Annotated in this window: 20 protein-coding genes; 14 read left to right on the top strand and 6 right to left on the bottom strand. The window is 69.9% G+C overall.

What is annotated here, in order from left to right; genetic code table 11:
- Positions 1 to 139: 139 nt before the first annotated feature.
- Entirely contained in the window at positions 140 to 1,093 is a 954-nt protein-coding gene (locus FFI87_RS25200; protein WP_138848620.1) for a TauD/TfdA dioxygenase family protein, read from the bottom strand.
- 722 nt (positions 1,094 to 1,815) lie between these two features.
- On the opposite strand from FFI87_RS25200, the gene FFI87_RS25195 reads away from it, so the two are divergent.
- The 12 genes from FFI87_RS25195 (at position 1,816) to FFI87_RS25140 (ending at position 12,327) form a co-directional block, all read left to right on the top strand.
- The gene (locus FFI87_RS25195; protein ID WP_012365752.1) at positions 1,816 to 1,995 is read left to right on the top strand and encodes a Flp family type IVb pilin; all 180 of its coding nucleotides are present in this window, start codon (positions 1,816 to 1,818) and stop codon (positions 1,993 to 1,995) included.
- A gap of 87 nt (positions 1,996 to 2,082) precedes the next feature.
- Entirely contained in the window at positions 2,083 to 2,562 is a 480-nt protein-coding gene (locus FFI87_RS25190) for a prepilin peptidase (protein WP_138848621.1), read from the top strand.
- Positions 2,563 to 2,582: 20 nt separating this feature from the next.
- Complete coding sequence (gene cpaB / locus FFI87_RS25185) at positions 2,583 to 3,611, top strand: Flp pilus assembly protein CpaB (protein ID WP_138848622.1); 1,029 nt, start codon at positions 2,583 to 2,585, stop codon at positions 3,609 to 3,611.
- Between the two features lie 54 nt (positions 3,612 to 3,665).
- A complete protein-coding gene (locus tag FFI87_RS25180) occupies positions 3,666 to 5,048 on the top strand; it encodes a type II and III secretion system protein family protein (protein WP_012365755.1) in 1,383 nt (460 codons plus the stop codon).
- A 14-nt stretch (positions 5,049 to 5,062) separates the two neighbouring features.
- Positions 5,063 to 5,446: a CpaD family pilus assembly lipoprotein gene (locus FFI87_RS25175; RefSeq protein ID WP_006755785.1), complete on the top strand. Its 384-nt coding sequence runs from the start codon at positions 5,063 to 5,065 to the stop codon at positions 5,444 to 5,446.
- A gap of 21 nt (positions 5,447 to 5,467) precedes the next feature.
- Complete coding sequence (locus tag FFI87_RS25170; RefSeq protein ID WP_138848623.1) at positions 5,468 to 6,691, top strand: CpaE family protein; 1,224 nt, start codon at positions 5,468 to 5,470, stop codon at positions 6,689 to 6,691.
- Positions 6,688 to 8,100 (top strand): CpaF family protein, encoded by a 1,413-nt coding sequence (locus tag FFI87_RS25165; RefSeq protein ID WP_138848624.1) that lies wholly within the window; start codon positions 6,688 to 6,690, stop codon positions 8,098 to 8,100. The genes FFI87_RS25170 and FFI87_RS25165 overlap by 4 nt, the downstream gene beginning before the upstream one ends.
- Positions 8,097 to 9,074, top strand: a complete 978-nt coding sequence (locus FFI87_RS25160) for a type II secretion system F family protein (protein WP_012365758.1) — start codon at positions 8,097 to 8,099, stop codon at positions 9,072 to 9,074. The genes FFI87_RS25165 and FFI87_RS25160 overlap by 4 nt, the downstream gene beginning before the upstream one ends.
- The gene (locus FFI87_RS25155; protein ID WP_138848625.1) at positions 9,071 to 10,015 is read left to right on the top strand and encodes a type II secretion system F family protein; all 945 of its coding nucleotides are present in this window, start codon (positions 9,071 to 9,073) and stop codon (positions 10,013 to 10,015) included. Before FFI87_RS25160 ends, FFI87_RS25155 begins: the two co-directional genes overlap by 4 nt.
- Positions 10,012 to 10,869, top strand: a complete 858-nt coding sequence (locus tag FFI87_RS25150) for a tetratricopeptide repeat protein (RefSeq protein ID WP_138848626.1) — start codon at positions 10,012 to 10,014, stop codon at positions 10,867 to 10,869. Before FFI87_RS25155 ends, FFI87_RS25150 begins: the two co-directional genes overlap by 4 nt.
- Complete coding sequence (locus tag FFI87_RS25145) at positions 10,866 to 11,294, top strand: TadE/TadG family type IV pilus assembly protein (RefSeq protein ID WP_012365761.1); 429 nt, start codon at positions 10,866 to 10,868, stop codon at positions 11,292 to 11,294. The genes FFI87_RS25150 and FFI87_RS25145 overlap by 4 nt, the downstream gene beginning before the upstream one ends.
- Positions 11,287 to 12,327 carry a TadG family pilus assembly protein gene (locus FFI87_RS25140; RefSeq protein ID WP_138848627.1) on the top strand — a complete coding sequence of 347 codons (1,041 nt, stop codon included), beginning with the start codon at positions 11,287 to 11,289 and terminating at the stop codon, positions 12,325 to 12,327. The genes FFI87_RS25145 and FFI87_RS25140 overlap by 8 nt, the downstream gene beginning before the upstream one ends.
- Here FFI87_RS25140 and FFI87_RS25135 read toward each other — a convergent pair.
- Both FFI87_RS25135 and FFI87_RS25130 read right to left on the bottom strand, forming a co-directional pair.
- Positions 12,291 to 13,556, bottom strand: coding sequence for a glycosyltransferase family 87 protein (locus FFI87_RS25135; RefSeq protein WP_175736668.1), 1,266 nt, complete (start codon positions 13,554 to 13,556; stop codon positions 12,291 to 12,293). The two genes, FFI87_RS25140 and FFI87_RS25135, sit on opposite strands and share 37 nt — an antisense overlap.
- A gap of 15 nt (positions 13,557 to 13,571) precedes the next feature.
- Positions 13,572 to 14,648: a glycosyltransferase family 2 protein gene (locus FFI87_RS25130; protein WP_138848628.1), complete on the bottom strand. Its 1,077-nt coding sequence runs from the start codon at positions 14,646 to 14,648 to the stop codon at positions 13,572 to 13,574.
- Positions 14,649 to 14,938: 290 nt separating this feature from the next.
- Between FFI87_RS25130 and FFI87_RS25125 the strand changes: the two genes are divergently transcribed.
- Positions 14,939 to 15,313 (top strand): phage protein NinX family protein, encoded by a 375-nt coding sequence (locus tag FFI87_RS25125; RefSeq protein WP_041490161.1) that lies wholly within the window; start codon positions 14,939 to 14,941, stop codon positions 15,311 to 15,313.
- A 16-nt stretch (positions 15,314 to 15,329) separates the two neighbouring features.
- Here FFI87_RS25125 and FFI87_RS25120 read toward each other — a convergent pair whose 3' ends face one another.
- A complete protein-coding gene (locus FFI87_RS25120) occupies positions 15,330 to 16,319 on the bottom strand; it encodes an ABC transporter substrate-binding protein (protein ID WP_138848629.1) in 990 nt (329 codons plus the stop codon).
- A gap of 138 nt (positions 16,320 to 16,457) precedes the next feature.
- A complete protein-coding gene (locus FFI87_RS25115; protein WP_138848630.1) occupies positions 16,458 to 17,336 on the bottom strand; it encodes a LysR family transcriptional regulator in 879 nt (292 codons plus the stop codon).
- A 98-nt stretch (positions 17,337 to 17,434) separates the two neighbouring features.
- On the opposite strand from FFI87_RS25115, the gene FFI87_RS25110 reads away from it, so the two are divergent.
- Positions 17,435 to 18,994 (top strand): MFS transporter, encoded by a 1,560-nt coding sequence (locus FFI87_RS25110; RefSeq protein ID WP_138848631.1) that lies wholly within the window; start codon positions 17,435 to 17,437, stop codon positions 18,992 to 18,994.
- Between the two features lie 138 nt (positions 18,995 to 19,132).
- On the opposite strand, the gene FFI87_RS25105 is transcribed toward FFI87_RS25110, so the two are convergent.
- Positions 19,133 to 20,299 (bottom strand): LysR family transcriptional regulator, encoded by a 1,167-nt coding sequence (locus tag FFI87_RS25105; protein WP_138848632.1) that lies wholly within the window; start codon positions 20,297 to 20,299, stop codon positions 19,133 to 19,135.
- Positions 20,300 to 20,504: the final 205 nt, after the last annotated feature.

The raw sequence follows: 20,504 nt of genomic DNA, 5'->3' as shown, positions 1-20,504 counted from the left end.
AGCGGGGGAGCCGGCGCGTGCGGAGCGCGCCGGCCCGGTGGCGGGAAGCTCGTAGTCGGATCGTCCTGTCGGAATTCCAGGAACGCCGAAACCGCACCTGCACGGCCGCGCCAGACGCGCGCACCGTGCGCGGCGCACGTCACTGCAATGTCACCCCCGGCCCCTTCAGCAAGATGCTGCGGCGGCCGTCGATCCCGACCGGCACATCGCCGTGAACCGTCGCGCGGCGCACGACGCGGCGCGCATTGCCGTAATCGTTGATCGCATAGTGCTGCGTCGCGCGGTTGTCCCAGATCGCGACGTCGCCTTGCTGCCAGCGCCAGCGCACGGTGTTCTCGAGGCGCGTCACGTGTTCGTGCAGCACCTGCAGCAGATGCGCGGAATCCTGCGACGACAACCCCTTGATCTTCTGCACGAAATGCCCGAGCACGAGCGTGCGCTCGCCGGTCTCCGGATGCACGCGCACGACCGGGTGTTCGGTTTCGTAGACGCTCGACGTGAACACTTCACGGTAGCGTTTCAGTTGCGTGTCGTCGGCGTGCACGTGGGTCGACGCATAGTCGTAGGCGTTCGTGTGCAGCGCCCACAGCGTATCGGCGAGCGCGCGCAGCGGCTCCGGCAGGTGCGCATACGCGGTCGCCGTGTTGGCCCACACCGTGTCGCCGCCGAACGGCGGAATCACGACCGCGCGCAGGATCGACACCTTCGGGTACGCGTCGACGAACGTCACATCGGTGTGCCAAGAATTGGCGCGCGCGCCGTGCGCGGAATCGAGTTCGAGCAGGTGCGCGCTGCCGTCCGCCGGCGGCACGGTCGGATGCGCGACGGTGTCGCCGAAGCGGCGCGCGAATGCTTCCTGCGCGGCGTCGTCGAGATGCTCCTGGTTGCGGAAGAACAGCACCTTGTGGCGCAGCAGCGCGGCCTGGATCGCGTCGAACGTCGCGTCGTCGAGCGTGCTGGACAGCCGGACGCCGGCGATCTCGGCGCCGATCCGGCCGGCGACCTGGCGCAGCTCAAGCGGGGCGGCGGCCGTGTGCGGCGCGGCGTGCGAAGCATGCGAGGACGGGTAAGCGGCATGCTGGACGTCGGACATCGGGAGTCTCCTGGGTCGGGTCGGTCGGGTCTCCATTCAAGCAGGGGCCGCGCGAAACCGGAACCGATGAATCGTCACAACCTTAGCGCGCGTCGTGACGATCGATATGTGTCGCCGTGCTGAGCGACTCGCGCGTGGTATCCGGCAATTCGATCGGCACGCGGAATACGGAATATTTTCCCGGTCAAATCGGCGGACACGAAAAGATTGCCGAAAAGCGAGCGTGAATGGCCGTTTTAAAATTTGCCGAGGCGACTCCGATGAATTTGGAAAAACCGGCTAAAAAATATCGAATCGTCGGCCAACGCAATGATGTGCGTCATCGTTGACATTCTTACGCCGCGGCCCCCACAGGCCTTGCGTGGCGGGCGGGAAAGCGGTAAGCGGTGTGCCTGAATTTCATCGTTGAAGGGCGCCGTCCATAAATACACTCCGACGCTAAATAATTTGAAATCCGCGAAAAAATTGTCTATACCCTAGACGAATCGGTGTGATCCGCATCGTGTCAAATGCGGCCACGCAACAAAACGCGCGAAGTACCGGCAGATGGGTTGCCATACACGCGCGTCGCAGCGATCGAAGGGATTCCGGGGGATGCGACCGGCCCGACGCACGGGCCGCCGCATGAATCGTGAATGGGCGAACGTTATGCGCCGCCACCGAAGCAACGCAGCGTCTTTACATTCAAGGTCGATCACCGGCCCCATCACACGGAGGGAGTCATGCTGCAATACGTCAAGTCCTTGTTGCGCGATGAACGGGGCGTCAGTTCGCTCGAATACGCGGTGCTGGCCGGCATCATCGTGGTTGCACTCGCGGCAGTCGGTACGGTCCTCAGCGGCACTTCAGGCCTCTCGTCCATATTCACAACGATACTCAACAAGGTCAACTCGCTGATCTGATCTCCTGAACCGCGCGCCGCCGACGAATACACGGATCCGCAGCGGTACGACGTATCCAGCCGGGGCGCACCGACGGACGGCTCTCCGATGCTCTATCTCGTACAGCTGACGGCCACGCTCGTGCTGGTGTCGATCGCGATGCAGGACTTGCGCGAGCGGCGCGTGTCCAATCGCGCGGTGCTGGCGTTCGCGATGCTGTACCCGGTCGCGGCGGCGCTCGGGCGCGAAGGGCTCGCGCCATTTGCCGGCCACGTCGCGACCGCCGCGGCGATGCTGGTGGTGTTCGGCGCGCTGCGTCACGCGGGCTGGCTCGGCGGCGGCGACGTGAAGCTGGCCGCGGCGGTATTCCTGTGGGCCGGCCCGCCGCTCGCGTTGCCGGTGCTGACGATCGTCGGCGCGAGCGGCGCCGCGTGCGGCCTCGCCATGCTCGCCGGCGTCGCACGGCAGCGTCGCGTCGCGCCTGCGCACCCGATGGCGACGCGCGGCGTGCCGTACGGCGTCGCGCTTGCGTTCGGCGGCGCGCTGGCCGTCTGGGCGCCGTTTCCTCACGCACTTTCGCTTACCTAGCCAGGGGGACGCGCGCCGCCATGCCCAAACCCCTGAGAATGGCCGTGCTGATCATCGCTGCCGGCATCGGTGCGTTCATCCTGCGCCAACTGTATGTTTCCGCGTCGACACCTCCGCCGCCCGGTAACACGGCCGACGTACGCGTGCGGGTCGCCGCGGCCGACCTTCCCGAAGGGCTGCTGCTGCGCGACAACGATCTCGCGTGGAAGTCCATGGCGCGCGCGCAGGTGCCGGCCGGCGCGTTCGTCGAATCGCAACCGGGCGCAGACCTGAAGGGGGCGCTGCTGCGCAACCGCGTCGACGCGGGCGCGCCGATCCGCGCAGACAACGTGATTTCGGCAGGCGCGCCGGATTTTCTCGCGGCCGCGCTGCAGCCCGGCATGCGCGCGATCTCGGTGCCGGTCGACGACGTGTCGGGCAACGCGGGGCTGATCCAGCCGGGCGACTTCGTCGACGTGGTGCTCACGCAGCAGATCGGTGGCTCCGCGACGACGCCCGGCACGTTCGAAGCGGAGACGGTCGTGCGGCGCGCGCGCGTGCTCGCGGTCGGCTCGGAATTCCAGCGCGCGAAGGGGCCCGCGAGCGCGCCGGACGCGCCGGTCCGCGCGCGCACGGTCACGCTCGAGGTCGCGCCGCGCACCGCGCAGGTCGTGCTGGTCGCGACGCGTCTCGGTTCGCTGTCGCTCGCGCTGCGCAGCTTCGCGACGAGCGACCGCCGCCAGGCGGCGGGCGGCGACGAACAGGAGCCCGATACGCCGCCGGTATGGGCCGGCGACGTATCGCGCGCGGCCCGCGAAGCGGCGCGTGCGCCGTCCGCGAGGACGGATGTCGGCACGCGGCCGGCGCAGGGCAACACGGTGGTGATTTATCGCGGCTCGTCGGTCGACGACGGATCGCGCGCCGGTGGCACCGGCACGCCGGGCGTGCCGCCGCTGCCGGCCGGTTGGCCGGGCACGCCTGTTGCACCGGTTGCGCCGGCCGCGCCCGCGGGCGGCAATGCCACGGCGGACGCGGCGACGCAAGCGCCGCGGACCACGACGGTGCAGTGATGCAGTGAAGAATCGGGCCGGCCGCCCGGCGGCCGGCAACTGACGGGAAAACGCATGGTGCGCATGGTTCGTTGGATCGCTGTCTGGTGTCTGGCCTGCATCGTCGCGCCGGGCGTCGCGCTCGCGCAGCGCGCGCACGCGGCCGACGCCGGCGCGCCGTTGTCGATCGCGACCGGCAAGGGCGAGATGCTGTCGCTGTCCGAACCCGCGACAGCGATGTTCGTCGCGGATCCGAGCATCGCCGACATCCAGGTGCCGTCGCCGCGCACCGTATTCGTGTTCGGCAAGAAGGCCGGCACCACCACGCTGATCGCGCTCGGCGCGAACCATCGGCCGATCCTGCGCCGCACGGTGATCGTGCAGGTCGACACCGCGTCGCTGCAGACGGTGCTCGACAGCCGCTTTCCGCAATTGAAGCTGGCGGTGTCGGGCGCGCCGGGCTCGCTGATGGTGTCGGGCAAGGTGCCGAGCGCGGCCGACGCGGACGCCGTGATGCAGTCGCTCACGCCCTACCTGAACGACAAGGAAAGGATCGTCAACCGGCTCACGCTGTCCCGCCCGATCCAGGTGAACCTGCGCGTGCGCGTGACCGAGGTGAGCCGCAACGTCACGCAGCAGCTCGGCATCAACTGGAGCTCGCTCGGCGCGGCCGGCAATTTCATCGGAGGGCTGTTCAACGGGCGCACGTTGATGGATCCGACGACCAAGCTGTTCAACCTGTCGCCGACCGGCGCGTATTCGGTGCTCGGCGGCTTCCACGCGGGACGCTGGTCGATCGACGTCGTGCTCGACGCGCTCGACCAGGAAGGCCTGATCACGATGCTCGCGGAGCCGAACCTCACCGCGATGTCCGGCCAGACCGCGAGCTTCCTCGCGGGTGGCGAGATTCCGATTCCGGTCGCGCAGGCCGGTAACACGACCGGCGCGATCACGGTCGAGTTCAAGCCGTTCGGCGTATCGCTCGATTTCACGCCGACCGTGCTCGCCGACAACCGGATCAGCCTGAAGGTGCGTCCGGAAGTGAGCGAGGTCGACGCGAACAACAGCGTGACGACCGGCGGCGTGACGGTGCCGGGGCTCACCGTGCGGCGCGTCGAAACCACGGTCGAGCTGTCGAGCGGGCAGAGCTTCGCGATCGGCGGGCTGCTGCAGAGCCAGACTGCCAACACCGTGTCGCAGATTCCGGGGCTCGGGCGGCTGCCGATCATCGGCCGGCTGTTTTCATCGAAGAACTTCCAGGACAACAAGACCGAGGTCGTCGTGATCGTGACGCCGTACATCGTGCAGCCGACCGGCCCCGGCCAGCTCGAACAGGCGCTCGACACCGTCGCGCGGCCGAGCAGCGATCTCGAGTTCGCGGTGCAGCGCAATCTCGGGCTCGACCTGATGTCGGGCGAAACGCCGCGCCCCGTCGGCGCCGCGGGCTTCGTGTATTGACCGGAGGAGCGCGCATGCGGGTTCGAACCATCGTTTTCGCTCTGCTGGCGCCGGCGCTTGCAGGCTGCCTGTCGGCGCCGCCGCCGATCAACCTGCCGGATGCACGCGCGATCGGCTTCGACGGCGTGCGCGCGGTACCGCCCGACTGCGCGGCGCTGATGCAGCCGTCGCATCTCGTCGACGCGGGCTTCGGCCGGCCCGGCGTGCCGTTCGGCTGCGCGACCTACACGAATCTCGCGACGATGCTCGCGCGGCCGGAAGACCTCGTCGCGCCCGTGCCGTACGGCGGCGCGGACGCGCAAGTCGCGGCCGACGCGGTGCGCCGCTACGTCGAGGATCGCGTGAAGCAGCCGACCCCCGGCAAGACGCTGACGACGACCGGCTCGCCCGGCCATTGACCCGCTCCGGATGACATCGCGATGCCGACCATGAACGTCCTCGATCGCCAGAACGCCAAGCGTGCCGCCTCCGCCGGGGCGGCGGATCTCATCGCGGTCGTGTCGGACGCGGGCAGCGAAGACGTGATCCGCCGCGTCGCGCAGGATCTGTCGATCACGCGCGCCCATGTGCAGCCGGGCAACTGCGATGATGCGATCCGCCTGCTGCAGCAGCACGAGCGCTCCCCGCGCCAGCTGATCGTCGACGTGTCGGATTCGGTGCTGCCGGTGTCCGACCTGATGCGGCTCGCCGAGATGTGCGATCCGTCCGTGCGGGTCGTCGCGATCGGCACGCAGAACGACGTCGGGCTGTTCCGCAACCTGCTCGGCATCGGCGTGCAGGACTACATCGTGAAGCCGCTGACCGTCGAGCTGATGCGGCGCGCGCTGACCGCGACGGAATCGGTCGTGCAGGTGCGCACCGGCAAGATCGTCAGCTTCGTCGGCGCGCGCGGCGGCGTCGGCGCGACGACGGTCGCGGTAAGTCTCGCGCGGTGCCTGGCCGGCGAGAAGCGGCGCCGTGTCGCGTATGCCGACCTGAACCTTCATGGCGGCGGCGCGAACTCGATGCTCGGGCTGTCGAGCAACAACGGGCTGATCGAATTGCTGAACATGGAGCAGCGCCCCGACGACGCGCTGTTCGACCGCATGTTCGTCACGAAGGGCGACCGCCTGCACGTGTTGTCGGCCGAGCTGGCGTACGGCGAGGACGCGCCGCTGCGCGACGACGCGATCGCGCAGCTCGTCGACATGCTGAAGGACCGCTTCCATTACGTGCTGTTCGACGTGGGCAATCGCGCCGGCAAACTGTTCGAGGACGCGCTGGCGGCGTCGGATCTCGTCTATATCGTCGCCGACCGCTCGGTGCATGCCGCGTACGAAGCCGCGCGGCTAGCGCGCTTCGTGAAGGAGCTGCCCGGCGAGCGGCTGCTGTCGATGGTGCTGAACAATCCGCTCGAGCCGGTCAAGGGACGCGTCGCGCAGACCGATTTCGAGGACGCGTTCGGCGGCGTGAAGCTGCGCGAGCTGCCGCACGAGCCGCAGCCGCTCGCGGTCGCCGAGAACCTCGGCGAGCCGATCGAAGGCGGGAAGCGTCATGGCTTCCTGGACGAGATCCGGCGGCTCGCGAACGGCATCACCGGCGAATCGATGGCCGTCGCCGAGCCGTGGTACGCGCGCTTCGTCAAGTGGAGGAAAGGATCGTGACGTTCGGTACCCGCAAACGGTCGACGCCGGAGCCTGCGCCGGCAGTGTCCCCGGCCGTGCCGCGCGACGACGCGCCCGCGCCGGCGCCGATCGCGAGCCACGCGCCGCCGCCGCTGCGCGGGGCCGCGGCGGCCGACACGCAGGAGGCGCTGATCCGCTCCGGCAAGTTCGATGCGATTCGCACCGCGGTGTTCTCGTCGATGAACATGTCGGCGGCATTGATGAAGACGCGCGACGAAGTGCGCACGGGCATCGAGCAGGTGGCCGCGCACACCGTCGAGCGCGAGCGCCTGAAGATCACGGCGGGCGAGCAGGTGCTGATCGTCGACGCGATCCTGAACGACATGTTCGGCGTCGGGCCGATCGAGCCGCTGCTCGCCGACGACACCGTGTCCGACATTCTCGTGAACGGCCCCGACCAGGTGTACGTCGAGCGCGCGGGGCGGCTCGAACTCACGTCGCTGAAGTTTCGCGACAACGCGCACGTGACGAGCGTCGCGCAGCGGATCGCGGCGGCGGTCGGCCGCCGTGTCGACGAGAGCAGCCCGATGGTCGACGCGCGCCTTGCCGACGGCAGCCGCGTGAACGTGGTGCTGCCGCCGATCGCGATGCGCGGCGCGTCGATCTCGATCCGCAAGTTCGCGAAGCGCGACATCACGCTTGCGCGGATGGCGCATCAGGGTAACATCTCGCACGGGATGCTGCAGGTGCTGAAGATCGCATGCGCATGCCGGCTGAACATCGTGATCTCGGGCGGCACCGGCTCGGGCAAGACGACGCTGCTGAACGCGCTGTCGCAGCACATCGAGGAGCACGAGCGGATCGTGACGATCGAGGATGCGGCCGAGCTGCAACTGCTGCAGCCGCATGTCGTGAGTCTCGAGACGCGGCCGGAGAATACCGAAGGGCTCGGCGGAATCTCGCAGCGCGACCTCGTGCGCAATGCGCTGCGGATGCGGCCCGATCGCATCATCCTCGGCGAAATCCGCGGCGCGGAGGCATTCGACGTGCTGCAGGCGATGAATACGGGCCACGACGGCTCGATGACGACGATCCATGCGAACACGCCGCGCGACGCGATCAGCCGGCTCGAAAGCATGGTGATGATGGCGAACGCGAACCTCCAACTGCTGTCGATCCGGCGCCAGATCGCGAGCGCCGTGCACCTGTTCGTGCAGATCGAGCGAATGCGCGACGGCGTGCGCCGCGTGACCCGGATCACCGAGATCGTCGGGATGGAAGGCGAGGTCGTGATCACGCAGGACTTGTTCACGTTCCGGCAGGAAAGCGACACGACGCGCGATGTGGTGAAGGGGGTGTTCGAGGCGTCGTCGCTGCGCCCTGCGTTCGCCCCGCGTGCCGCGTACTACGGCATGGAGGACGCGCTCTCCGAGGTATTCCGGCAATGAGGCCCGCCGACCTGTTCGCGCTTGGCGCGTTCGTCGTGATCCTCGTGATCGGCCTCATGCTGTCCGCGCTGCTCGATCGCGCGCGGCAGGCGCCGGAGCAGCGCATTCGCGAGCGGATGCGGCGCCTCGCGCCGTCGCTGGCGGGCCGCGAGGCCGGTGCCCACGCCACGCCCGGCGTCGCGCTGTTCAACCTGCCGCGCCGGCAGGGCCGCGTGCGTGCGTGGCTGCAGCGTTACGTGACGCGCGTGCGCGCGGTCGGCGGCGAGCGCGGGATGCGGATCGTCATCGCCAGCGCGATCGTCGGCGAGATCGCGGCGATCGTCGCGATGAAGCTCGTGGCGTTGCCGAGCGTCCTGCATCCGCTGATCTACGTCGGGTTGCCGCTGCTGGCGATGCGCGCCAGCTATCGCGCGCTGGTCGAGCGTTTCCGGCTGCGCTTTCTCGAAGCGTTCCCCGACGCGATCGACCTGATCGTGCGTGCGGTGCGCGCGGGCATCCCGGTCACGCAGGCGATCAGCACGGTCGGCGACAGCGCGGCGGAGCCGGTGCGCTCGACCTTCCGCACGATGGGCGACAGCCTGCGCGTGGGCGTGGATCTGAAGGACGTGCTGACGCAGGCGTCTGACCGGCTGATGATCGCGGACTTCTCGTTCTTCACCGTCTACCTGCTGCTGCAGCGCGAGACCGGCGGCAGCCTCGGCGAAACGCTCGACGAGTTGTCGAGCATCATCCGCACGCGCCGCGACATCCGCCTGAAGACGCGCGCGTTGACCGCCGAAGGGCGGATCACGACGAAGATCATTTCGGCCGTGCCGTTCGTGATGATCGGCGCGCTGTTCCTCGTGAACCGTTCATACGTGATGTTGCTGTTCGACACGCACGCGGGGCACGTGATGCTGACGATCGCCGCCGTGCTGCTGACGATCGGACTGCTGACGATCAACAAGATCTCGAAACTGGATACCGCGCGATGACGATGTCGATGCTGGCCGCCCGCGGCCTTGAACTGCTGCTGTTGGTCGCGTGCGTCGCCGCGGCGCTCGCGACGCCCGGCGGCGGCACGCGCCGGCGCATCGCCGCGCGCGCGCAGCAGGCGGCCGGACAGCGCTCGCTGTCGCTGGCGGCGGGGCGGCTGCAGCCGGGCGAGGTGCGTCAGGACCTGACGCGGCGGCTCGCGCAGCTCGGCGAGCGGCTGCCGGTGCTCGACCCGATGCAGCGTGTGAAGCTCGGGCTGCAGCTCACGCGCGCCGGCTTTCGCGAGCGCCGCGCGGTGTCGGCGATGATCGGCATCAAGCTGAGCTGCGGCGTGCTGTTCGCGGGCTTCGCGATCGTGTTCAGCCCGTACATTCCGCGGCTCGGCGAATTCTTCGTGATCCGTGCGGTGGCGATGGTCGGCGCGTTCGTGATCGGCGTGATCGTGCCCGAGTACGTGCTCGGCGCGATGATCCGGCGGCGCCGGCGCATCATCGCCGCGTGCTTTCCGGATGCGCTCGACCTGCTCGTGATCTGCACGATGGCCGGGAACAGTCTCGCATCGGGCGTGCGACGCGTCGCACGCGAACTCGAACGCATCTGTCCGCCGCTTGCCGACGAGCTGACCGTGTGCGCGGACGAGTTGACGCTGAGCGGCAATGTCTCGGAGGCGCTCGCGCATTTCGCGCTGCGCGTCAATTTTTCGTCGGCGCGCTCGCTCGCCACGACGCTCACGCAATCACAGCGATTCGGCACGCCGATCACGCAGGCGCTGCGCACGCTGTCGCGCAGCGAGCGCACCGAGCAGGTCGTCGCGCTCGAGGAAAAGGCCGCGAAGCTCGCGCCGAAGATCACCGTGCCGATGATGCTGTTCATCCTGCCGACGGTCGGCCTGATCGCGGCGGGGCCGGCGGCGATCCGCCTGATCGAGGTATTCAAATGACACGATCCGTCATCCGCGCGCTGGCGTTCGCGGCGGTGCTGCCCGTGCTGGCCGGCGGTTGCGCGCCGGGCATCCAGACGAGACCGGCGCTGTCGCACAAGAGCGACGACCCGCAAGCCGAATTGCGCATTGCCGACAGCGCGCTCGCCGGCGGCAACGTCGAGCTCGCGTCGACGCTGTACGGAAAGGTGCTCGCCCGGCATCCCGATTCGCTCGCGGCGCAGCTGGGGCTCGGCGACGTCAACTACCGGGCCGGCGATCTCGAGCGTGCGCGGATTCTCTATGAGCAGGCACGGCAACAGGCGCCGGCGGATCTCGGGCCGCAACTCGGGCTCGCGCGCGTCGCGTTGCGGCAGCGCCGGCTCGACGAGGCCGCGCAGCGCTACCGCGACCTGCTGGCCGCGCAGCCGAACCTGCCGCTCGCCGCGCAAGGACTCGGCACGGTGCTCGACCTGCAGGGCCGCCATGCCGACGCGCAAGCCGTGTATCGCGACGCGCTCAGCGCGCATCCGGACGCGCAGGGGCTGCGCATCGACCTCGGGCTGTCGCTCGTGCTGAGCAACCGGCCGCGCGAAGGCGTGAACGTGCTGCTCGACGTGGCCGGCTTGCCCGACGCGCCGTGGCAGGCGCGCCAGAACCTCGCGTTCGCGTACGGGGTGCTCGGCAACACGGATTCGGCGAAGAAGCTGTTGTCCGCCGACCTGCCTGCGTCGGCGGTGGCCGACAACCTGCGCTTCTACCAGGCGGTGCGCGCGCAGCTCGCAGCGCGCCCGGCGGGCGCCGCCGCGCGGCCGTTGACGGGCGCCGCGCTCGAGCGGAGCGTCGTGCCTCCCGCTGCGGGGACCGCAAAATGACACGCGGGGCGAGGGGCGCGCGCCACGCGCGCGGCGTCGTATCCCTCGAATTCGCGCTGATGCTGCCGTTCCTGTTGATGGTGCTGATCGGCATCATCGACGTGAGCCTGCTGCTGTGCGACAAGGCCGTCATCACGAACGCGAGCCGGGAAGCCGCGCGGGCCGGCGTCGTGCTGCGCGTGCCGATGCTGACCCCGACGCAGATCGCCAATGTCGCGTTGAGCTACACGCAGAACAGCCTGGTCAGCGGCGGCACCGGGACGGTCCCGACCGTTGCCGTGACGCAGGCGAACGGCACGACGTCGGGCACCGCGCTGACGGTGACGGTGACCTACACGTATTCCGGGCTGGTGCTGGGTACGGCATTGAGCGTGCTGACCGGCCCGATTACGATCTCGGCCAGCTCGGTGATGCTCTATGAATGACGCAGCCGACACGCGATGCACCGGCCCCGCGTCCGAGCGAGGCTCCGTCGCGCTGTTCTTCCTGATGTTCCTGATTCCGCTGCTGTCGTTCGGTGCGCTGGCGATCGACATCGCGTGGGTCGCCACCGTGCGCAACCAGCTTCAGAACGCCGCCGACGCGGCCGCGCTCGCGGCGGCCGATGCGATGATGTCGCCGACCGGCGGCCCGCTGAACTGGTCGCAGGCGGCGCCGGCGGCGAACGGCGTGATCGCACAGAATTCGGCGGCGGGCGCGGCGCTGGCGACGGGCACGGTGACGACCGGCTATTGGAACGTGGCGCGCAATCCGGCGACGATGCAGCCGACCACCATCACGCCCGGCGCGTACGACGTGCCGGCGGTGCAGGTGACGGTGTCGCGCGCGCCGGGCATCAACGGCGGCTCGATTCCCTTGCTGCTCGGCGGGCTGCTCGGCGTGCCCGGCACATCCGGCAGTGCGACCGCGATCGCGGTGCTTGCCGCGCCCGGCGGGGTGGCGGCGGGCGGCCTCTTTCCGATCGCGATCGACCAGTGCGTGTACAACCAGTACTGGAATGCGGCGACCAACCAGCCGCTGATCAATCCGCTGACGGGCCAGCCGTACCAGTTCTCGATCACCAACGGCCAGACCTATGGCGCGCTGTGCATGGGGGGGCAGTGGACGTCGTTCCAGTCGACCGCGACCGATACCACGACGATGGGCGGCCTGATGGTGACCGGCAACCCGACGACGCTCAATATCGGCGACAGCATCTACCTCGCGACCGGCGTGAAGGCGACGCTCTACACGTCGGTGCCGGTCGGTGCGACGGTCGTGCTGCCGGTCGTCACGCAGACCTCGAGCAGCACCTACGTGCCGATCGTCGCGTTCGCGGCGTTCCATATCGACGCGTCGTTTGGCGGCTCGAACAAGTACATCCAGGGCCACTTCGTCGCCGGCGTGAAGCTCACGGGCGTCGCGACCGGCGTCGGGCCGTACTACGGCGTGTACGTGCCGCCGCGGCTCGCGTTGTGAGCGTGGTGGGCGTCGTGCCGCGCGCGCCGCAGCAGCACGAGCAGCGCGAAGAGGGTCACGGCCGGGCCGATCTGCGGCCACTCGAGCCACGGGTTCAGGTATTCGACGATCGGCAGCGCCCACAGCAGCGCGATCGCCGTCTGTTCGCCACGCAGCCAGCCGTCGCGCCAGCCGATCGCCAGCATGCACGCGATCGCGACGGCGAGCCACGCGAGTTCGTAGTGCCAAACGTACGGGTTCGCCGCGAGCGTCGCGACCGTCAGCACGGCCGCGCGCACGCGGGTATCGCGTGACCGTGCCCATGCGGTGCAGGCGGCCGCGATCGCGATCACGGCGATACACGCGTGTGCGGCATAGGCGACGGCGAGCGGCACGCCCGCGAGGCGGAACGTCGCGAACGGCGTGGGCGACACGAGCCAGAACACGACACCGTGTTCGAGGACGATCGAGCGCGCGAGGCCCGTGCTGGCGACGAACAGGCGCAGCGAGTCGACCCCGCAGACCAGGACGCTCAGCGCGACGAACGTGCCAGTGGCGAGCGCGGCCCATGCGATCGTGCGCCACGCGCGCGCCGCGATCAGCACGAACGGGAACAGCAACGCCATCTGCGGCTTGACCGACAGCAGGCCGATGCAGAGGCCGGCCCACATCGGCCGCCGGGCGGCCCAGTGGACGGCCAGCGCCGCGCAGGAGGCGGTCAGGAACGCGTTCTGCCCGAGCGTCGCGGTGACGAACACGCACGGTGCGGCGCCCAGCGCGAGCGTCGCGGCGCGCCCTGCGCCGGCCATCGTGCCGAGGCCGGATACGCGCGATGCCGCGAGGCCGAGCACGACCACGCCGAACGCGACGAACAGCGGATAGCCGAGCGCAAAGGGCAGCAGCGCCAGCGGCGTCACGAGCAGCAGATAGGTGGGCGGGTACAGCCACGGCGCGAAGCTGTCGCGACGAAAATGGGTGAACAGCTCGGCCGTCAGCCGCGAGAATGACGAGAAATCGTACGCTTGCGCAGGCGTACCGTGCAGCATCACGTACGACGCGGACCAGAACACCGAGAAGTCGGCGCCGGGGCGGCCCACGGCCCCGCCGTGGCGCACGACGGTCGTCCAGACCGCGATGAACAGCGCGTAGAACACCAGCATGATTGCGCTGTACAGGACGAGGCGCCGCGGCGTGAGCCACTCGCCGACGGCGCGCGGCGCCGAGCGTATCGATTGGCTGGAAATGTCCAATTGCCGCGGCCCGGCTTACTTGAACGACGCCTTGCGGGCGGCGAGGCCGGCGGCGGCCGGTATCGTCGTCCGGCGGCGGGCCGCATGCGTACGCTTGAGCGGGAACTGCAGCAGCTTCGATGCGGGCTGCGCGGCGGCGTCCCGCTCGGCCCGGTAGCGCCGCCTGACGAGATAGACGGGGCGCTGCTTCGACTCGTGATAGATCCGGCCGAGGTATTCGCCGATCACGCCGATGCCGATCAGCTGGATGCCGCCGACGAACAGCACGACTGAAATCAGCGACGGGTAGCCGTGCACCGGATTGCCGAACAACAGCGTGCGTACGACGATGAACGCGCCGTACACGAGCGAGAGCATCGCGAACGTGATGCCGACGTAGGTCCACACGCGCAGCGGCACCGTGCTGAAGCTCGTGATCCCCTCGAGCGCGAAATTCCAGCGCCGCCACCCGGAGAACTTCGAGCGGCCGCCGCTGCGCGGCGCACGCGTGTAATCGATGATCTCGGTGCGAAAGCCGACCCATGCAAACAGCCCCTTCATGAACCGTCGCCGCTCCGGCAGCGCGCGCAGCGCATCGACGACCTCGCGATCCATCAGGCGGAAGTCGCCGACATTCTCCGGCATTTCCACCTCGGACAGCGCGTTGTGCACGCGATAGTAGAGCGCCGCCGCCGCGCGCTGCAGGTAGGGATCGCACAGCCGGTCGGTGCGTTTCGCGGCGACGACCTCGGCGCCGCCGCGCCAGCGTTCGATCATCGCGGGAATGAGCGCGGGCGGGTCCTGCAGGTCGGCGTCGATCAGGATCACCGCGGCGCCGGCCGCCTCGTCGAGGCCCGCGGTGAGCGCCGCTTCCTTGCCGAAGCGGCGCGTGAGATCCACGACGTGCACGCGCGCGTCGCCGGCGGCGATCGCGAGCAGCCGGTCGAGCGAGCGATCGCGGCTGCCGTCGTTGATGCAGATGATCTCGAAGCGGACCGCGGCGACCGACTCCAGAATGGGCAGCGTTTCGGCAAAGAACGCGTCGATCGTTTCCTCTTCGTCATGAAACGGCACGACGAGCGAGATCAGCGGCTTCCTGGCTTGCGTGGACATGCTGCGGGCTCCCGAGAGATCCGGCCTGCGCTGCACCGTGTGATTCCGGTTGTTTTCCGCCGAACGGGCGTGGCCGGTTCGGCGCGACGTCGGTTCCGGCCTGCTTGTCCACCGCGGACCGGACATAGGTGTTGTGTCCATTGTATGCAGGGAATCGCCGATTCGTAACACGTATCGACGGATTTGCACGGCGTGGCGCACGGCCTGTCGCGCAAACACGGGGCGGCGCGTTGCGGCGGACCGTGCGCGGCGGCGCTAGGATGGCGTTTTCAATGCCGAAGGAGCGCGCGGTGCAAGTTCACGATCTGACAGGTGCGCCGCTCGATTTCTGGGTGGCGATGGCGGAAGAACTCGGCGCGCCGCGCGTCGACGCCGGCGGCTGCACGATCATTCGCGAGCCGGGTGGCGCGCCGGTGTCGTACGCGCCGTCGTCTTCATGGGTGGACGGCGGCCCGCTCGTCGAGCGTTTGCCGTTCGGCGCGTTCGAACGCGACGGCGGGCACGGCACGTGGCGCGCGGTGCTGCATCGGGCGGTGCCGGCGGCGGGCGAGCGCTGCACGTTCAATCAGTCGGGGCCGACGCTGCTGATCGCCGCGATGCGCACGCTGGTCGCGTCGACGTTCGGCGACGACGTGCCCGATCTCGACATGTCGAAGCCGCGCTGAGTGTGCGCGCAACCGGTTACGCGGTCGACAGGTTGCGCACCGCGATCGACGCGACGTCGACGCGCTTCGGCAGGATCGCGTCCGCGGCCGCGCGATCGGCGACGCGTTGCAGCACGTCGATGTCCGCGGCGGTGACGCCGCGCTGCGCGAGCGCCGCCCGGCGGGCGATATCGGCGGCCGCATCGCGCGGCAGGCGCGTGAGCGATGCGTAGACGGTCGCGTAGTCGGCCGGATGCGCGAGCGCCCACTGGCCGGCGCGGGTGAGCCGCGCGAGCACGTCCGACAGCGCCGCGCGCTTCGATCGATCGTCGAGCGTGTCGACCGGCGACGTGAGGAACGCGAGCCCCGAATTGATCCCGCTGCCGTCGCGCACGATGCGCGCGCCGCGCCGCACCACGTTGCCGTAGTAAGGATCGAAGGTCGCCCAGATGCCGATCTGCTTCGCCTCGAACGCGGCGAACGCGTCGACCGGCAGCACGAAGCGCACGTCGACGTCGCCCGGTGCGAGGCCGTGTTCGCGCAGCGCGCCGTACAGCTGGTATTGCGAGATGCTGCCGCGCGCCGACGACACGACGACGGTGCGCCCCTTCAGGTCGGCGACCGTGCGCACCGGCGAATCGGGCTGCACGACGATGCCGAGCGACGTGGGCGAGCCCACGCGCGTCGCGACGATCCGCAGCGCCGGATCGCCGAGCGCGGCCGTCAGCACGGGCAGGTCGCCGGCGGGCGCGAGATCGATCGCGCCCGCGCGCTGCGCTTCGAACAGCGGTGCGGCGCCCTGGAAATTCGCCCAGCGAAACCGGTACGGCACGCCGTCGAGCACGCGCGCGGCCTCGGCCAGCGCGCGCAGGCCGCCGGCCTGATCGCCGAGCACCAGCGTGACGTTCGACAGGTCGGGGGCCGCCGCGCGGGCGGGCAATGCGACGGCGCCCGCAAGCGGTGCGGCGGCCAGGGCGGCCACACGCAGCAACGCGCGGCGGCGCGCAGGGGTGGGGGGCGAAGTCATCGATGGCGGTCCTCGGTGATCCGCGCGCGTGCCGCGCGGCTGCCGGGCAGATTACGGAATCGGTTTCGCGCCGGCAAACATCGAATCGCGCAATGCTTATTCGTGCGAGGGGGAATGGCGGCGGGGGAAGATCACGCGCTAGCCTGCCGCAGGGACGGTGCGCAGGAACGCACGTACCGCGGGCGCCTTCTCGAAGCGCCGGTGCGCGAGCGCGAGTTCGGACGTGATCGGTTTGCCGGCGATCGGCCGGTACACGACGCCCGGCAACGACACGCAGCCGGCGAGCGCGTCCGGAATCACGGCGACCCAGCCGTTGACCGACACGCACGCGAGCACCGCGAGCAAGCCGCCCGGCCGCGCGGCGATCACGGGCGCGAAGCGGCCGCGGCGTGCGACTTCGAGCGTGCCGCGCTCCTGCTCGGGCACCGCGAAGCATGCGTCGGCGAGATCGGCGGCGCGTACGGTGGTCATCGACGCGTAGCGTGAATCGGCCGGCACGGCCGCGACGAACACGTCGCGCTGCAGCGTGACGATCCGCAGCGCGCCCGGCAGCGGTAATGGCGGCCGCACATATGCAAGATCGAGCCGGCCCGTGTCGAGCTGCTTCGCGACGTCGTCCATCGGCACTTCCCGGAGATTCAGTTCGATGCGCGGATGCGCGGCGCGAAACGCGCTGACCGTACGCTGCAGCGCGCCCGAATAGACAGCCGACGACACATAGCCGATTTCGATACGGCCGAGTTCGCCGCGCTCGGCCAGCATCGCGAGTTCGCGGCCGCGCTGCAGATGCTCGAACGCGGCGCTCGCCTCGGCGAGAAACGCAACGCCTGCCGCCGTCAGCGTGACCGCACGGCGCGAGCGCTGGAACAGCCGCACGCCGAGCAGTCGCTCGGCCTCCTGGATCTGCCGCGTGAGCGCGGGCGGCGCCATGTCGAGCGCGTCGGCCGCGCGAGCGAAATGCAGATGCTGCGCGACGCTCAGGAACGCGCGCACATGACGGAATTCGAGCTGATTCATGATTGCAATTTTCGTCAATAAAACTGCATGGACGTATCAATGACAGGCAATACGCGCCCAGCCTAGCATACGGCTCGTTCCCCTCTCCGGACCTGTCGATGTCCCAGCCTTCTCCCGCCTCGCGCGCCGCCGCGCCCGCGAACCCGCGCCTGCCGGCCGCCGCGACGCTCGCGGTCGCATCGGCGACGTGCTCGCTGATCGTGCTCGACACGAACGTCGTCGCGGTGTCGCTGCCGAGCATCGCGCGCGGCTTCCACGCGAGCTTCGCCGACATCGAATGGGTCGTGAGCGCCTACATGACAGCGTTCGCCGCGTGCCTGCTGCCGGCCGGCGGGCTCGCGGACCGCTTCGGGCGCAAGCGCATGCTCGGCGCGGGGCTCGCGCTCTTTTCGCTCGCGTCGCTCGGTTGCGGACTCGCGCCGTCGGCCGGCTGGCTGATCGCCGCGCGCGCGGCGAAGGGCGGCGGGGCCGCGCTGCTGCTGACGGCCGCGCTCGCGGTGATCGCGAACCGCTTTCCGGACGGGCGCGAACGGGCCCGCGCGTGGGCGATCTGGGGGATGTGCATGGGGATCGCGACGGCCGTCGCGCCGCTCGTCGGCGGCGCGATCACGCAGTGGATCGGCTGGCGCTGGGTGTTCCTGCTGAACCTGCCGGTGTGTGCGCTGCTCGCGGCCGGTGCGCGCGTCGCGATCGACGAGTCGCGCGATCCGCACGCGAAACGGGTGGACGCCGCCGGCAGCCTGCTGTTCGGCGCGGCGCTCGCGTGCGCGATCGCGGCGCTGATCGGTGCGCCGTCACACGGCTGGCTGTCGGGCGCGACGCTCGGCCGGTTCGCGCTCGCCGCCGCGCTGCTGGCCGCGTTCGTCGGCGCGGAGCGCTGGCAGGCGCGGCCGATGATCGATCTCGCGCTGTTCCGCCAGCCGCGCTTCGTCGGCGCGGTGCTCGCGATGTTCGGCTATGCGGCGTGCGCGCAGGTGATGATGACGTTTCTGCCGCTGTACCTGCAGAACGCGTTCGGGATGTCGGCGATCGACGCGGGGCTCGGGATGCTGCCGTTCGCGGTCGCGATGATCGGCGGCCCGTCGCTCGGCGGCATGCTTGCCGCGCGCGTGTCGCCCGGCGGCGTGCTGGCGGGCGGGCTCGCACTGATCGGCGCGGGCAATCTCGCGACCGCGGCGCTGACGGCCGGCGGCGACTACCGGCTCGTTGCGCTTGGCATGTTCGTGACGGGCTGCGGCGCCGGCATCATGAACGGCGACACGCAGAAGGCGATCATGGCGTGCGTGCCGCCGAACCGCACCGGGATGGCGTCGGGCATCAGCACGACCACCCGCTTCTCGGCGATCGTGACGGCCGTCGGCGTGCTCGGCGCCGTGCTGGCCGCCAGTACGCACGCGCAACTCGACCGGCTGCTGTCCGCCGCACCGGGCGTGCGGGCATTCGTCGATGTGCCGTTCATGTCGAGCCTGCTGGCCGGCGATCTCGCACAGGCGCTCGCGCACGTGCCGGCGTCGGCCGCGCGCACGCTCGCGGAGGCGGCGCCCGCGGCGTTCGCGAATGGGTTCGCCGATGCGTTGACAGTGAGCGGTGTGCTCGCGCTCATCGTTGCCATCGTTGCATACAAGTTGCTTGCGCAACCGATGCCGGCCGACTTCTAAGGACGCGAAGCGAATGTGACGTCGCGCACGATCCTGCTGTCGACGTTCGGGGCGATCGCATCGCTGTCGGTGCGGCTCGGGATCGCACCGCAAGTGCGACACCGCGCCCCGGCGCAGCGCGCGCGATTTCAGCGGGACTCAGTGCGACTTCGTCGCGCTCCGATGGATGCGCGCCGCGCGCGCGGGGTGCTGCCGCTGCGAGGTGCCGCAATGCGTCGCTTGCCGCCGGCGGATGCGTCGCGCGGGTTCGGGCGGTTCGTCGGCCACCGGCGCAGCCGTTCGCGCGTCCGCGTTCGCGGCAACCGCCGTGACATCCGGCAGCGCAGCTTCCGCGTCGAGCCAGCTGCGCGTCGCTTCCGCGATCAAAGTGCGCAGCCAGCGCACGCCGTCGACGCACGGCCCCGACTCGTTCCACGTCATCCGGTACACGATGTCGGGCGGCTCGGCCGGCAGCGCGACCGCGCGGAGCGGCAGCAGCTTCGCGTAGTGGCGCGCGAGCCGATACGTGGTGGTCAGGATCAGGTCGGAGCGCACGAGCGCATGCGCGGCGAGTTCGAAATGCGGGAGCGTGACGACGATCCGCCGCCGCAGGCCGACGCGTTCGAGCTGCAGATCGATCGCGCCGGACGCTTCGAGCCACGACGGCGTCGGGCACAGCTGCGCCGCCTGCGCGAATTCGGCGGCCGTCATCGCGCCGCGCCGCGCGAGCGGATGCGTCGCGCGCATCAGGCACACGACGCGATCGTCGAACAGGTCGTCCTGCCGGAACCGCGACGAACGGGCAGGGCGATTGTCGATCACGACGTCGAGCTCGCCGTCGGCGAGCGCACGTTCGTCATCGTAGCCGTCGCCGAGCGGATGGAACACGAGCTGCGCGTTCGGCGCGCGTTCGCGGAACAGCGCGACGAGCTTCGGCACGAACAGCACGTTCAGGTAATCGGGGCAGCCGATCCGGTAGGTGCGCACGGAGGTGCGCGCGTCGAAGGTCGGCTGCTGGATGCGGATGAAGTCGATCACGCGCAGCGCATTGCGCAGCGGCTCGATCAGCCGCGCGCCGAACTCGGTCGGCACCATGCCGTAGCGGCTGCGCACCAGCAGCGGATCGCCGAGCAGCGTGCGCAGCCGCTTGAGCGCGGCGCTCGTCGCCGGCTGCGACATGTTCAGCCGCACGGCCGCGCGCGACACGGTGCGCTCGGTGAGCAGCACGAGCAGGATGCGCATCAGCCGCGCGTCCAGTACGTCGAGCGCGCCCGTGGCGTCGGACGCGTCGACGGGCAGGCCGGTCGGCTCCGGTGCGTCCCGCATGTCGCTACGCGCGCCCGTGGCCCGTCATTCGACGAAGGTGCCCGGCCAGCCGACGATCCGCTTCGGACGCGGCGGCGTCCGCGCCGATCCCGATCCCGGGCCGGTGGATGGCTTCCAGTTGCACGCGTTGTCTCCTTCCATGTGCGGCGGCGCGAACCGGCAGCGTGTGCACGCAGCGCGGGCCCAGCCACCGTGGACGTTATGT

The organism is Burkholderia sp. KBS0801 (genome assembly GCF_005937855.2).
Taxonomy (GTDB): Bacteria; Pseudomonadota; Gammaproteobacteria; order Burkholderiales; family Burkholderiaceae; genus Burkholderia; species Burkholderia ambifaria.
Note: the sequence above shows the minus strand (reverse complement) of the source record. Positions and strands in the feature narration are given on the sequence as shown.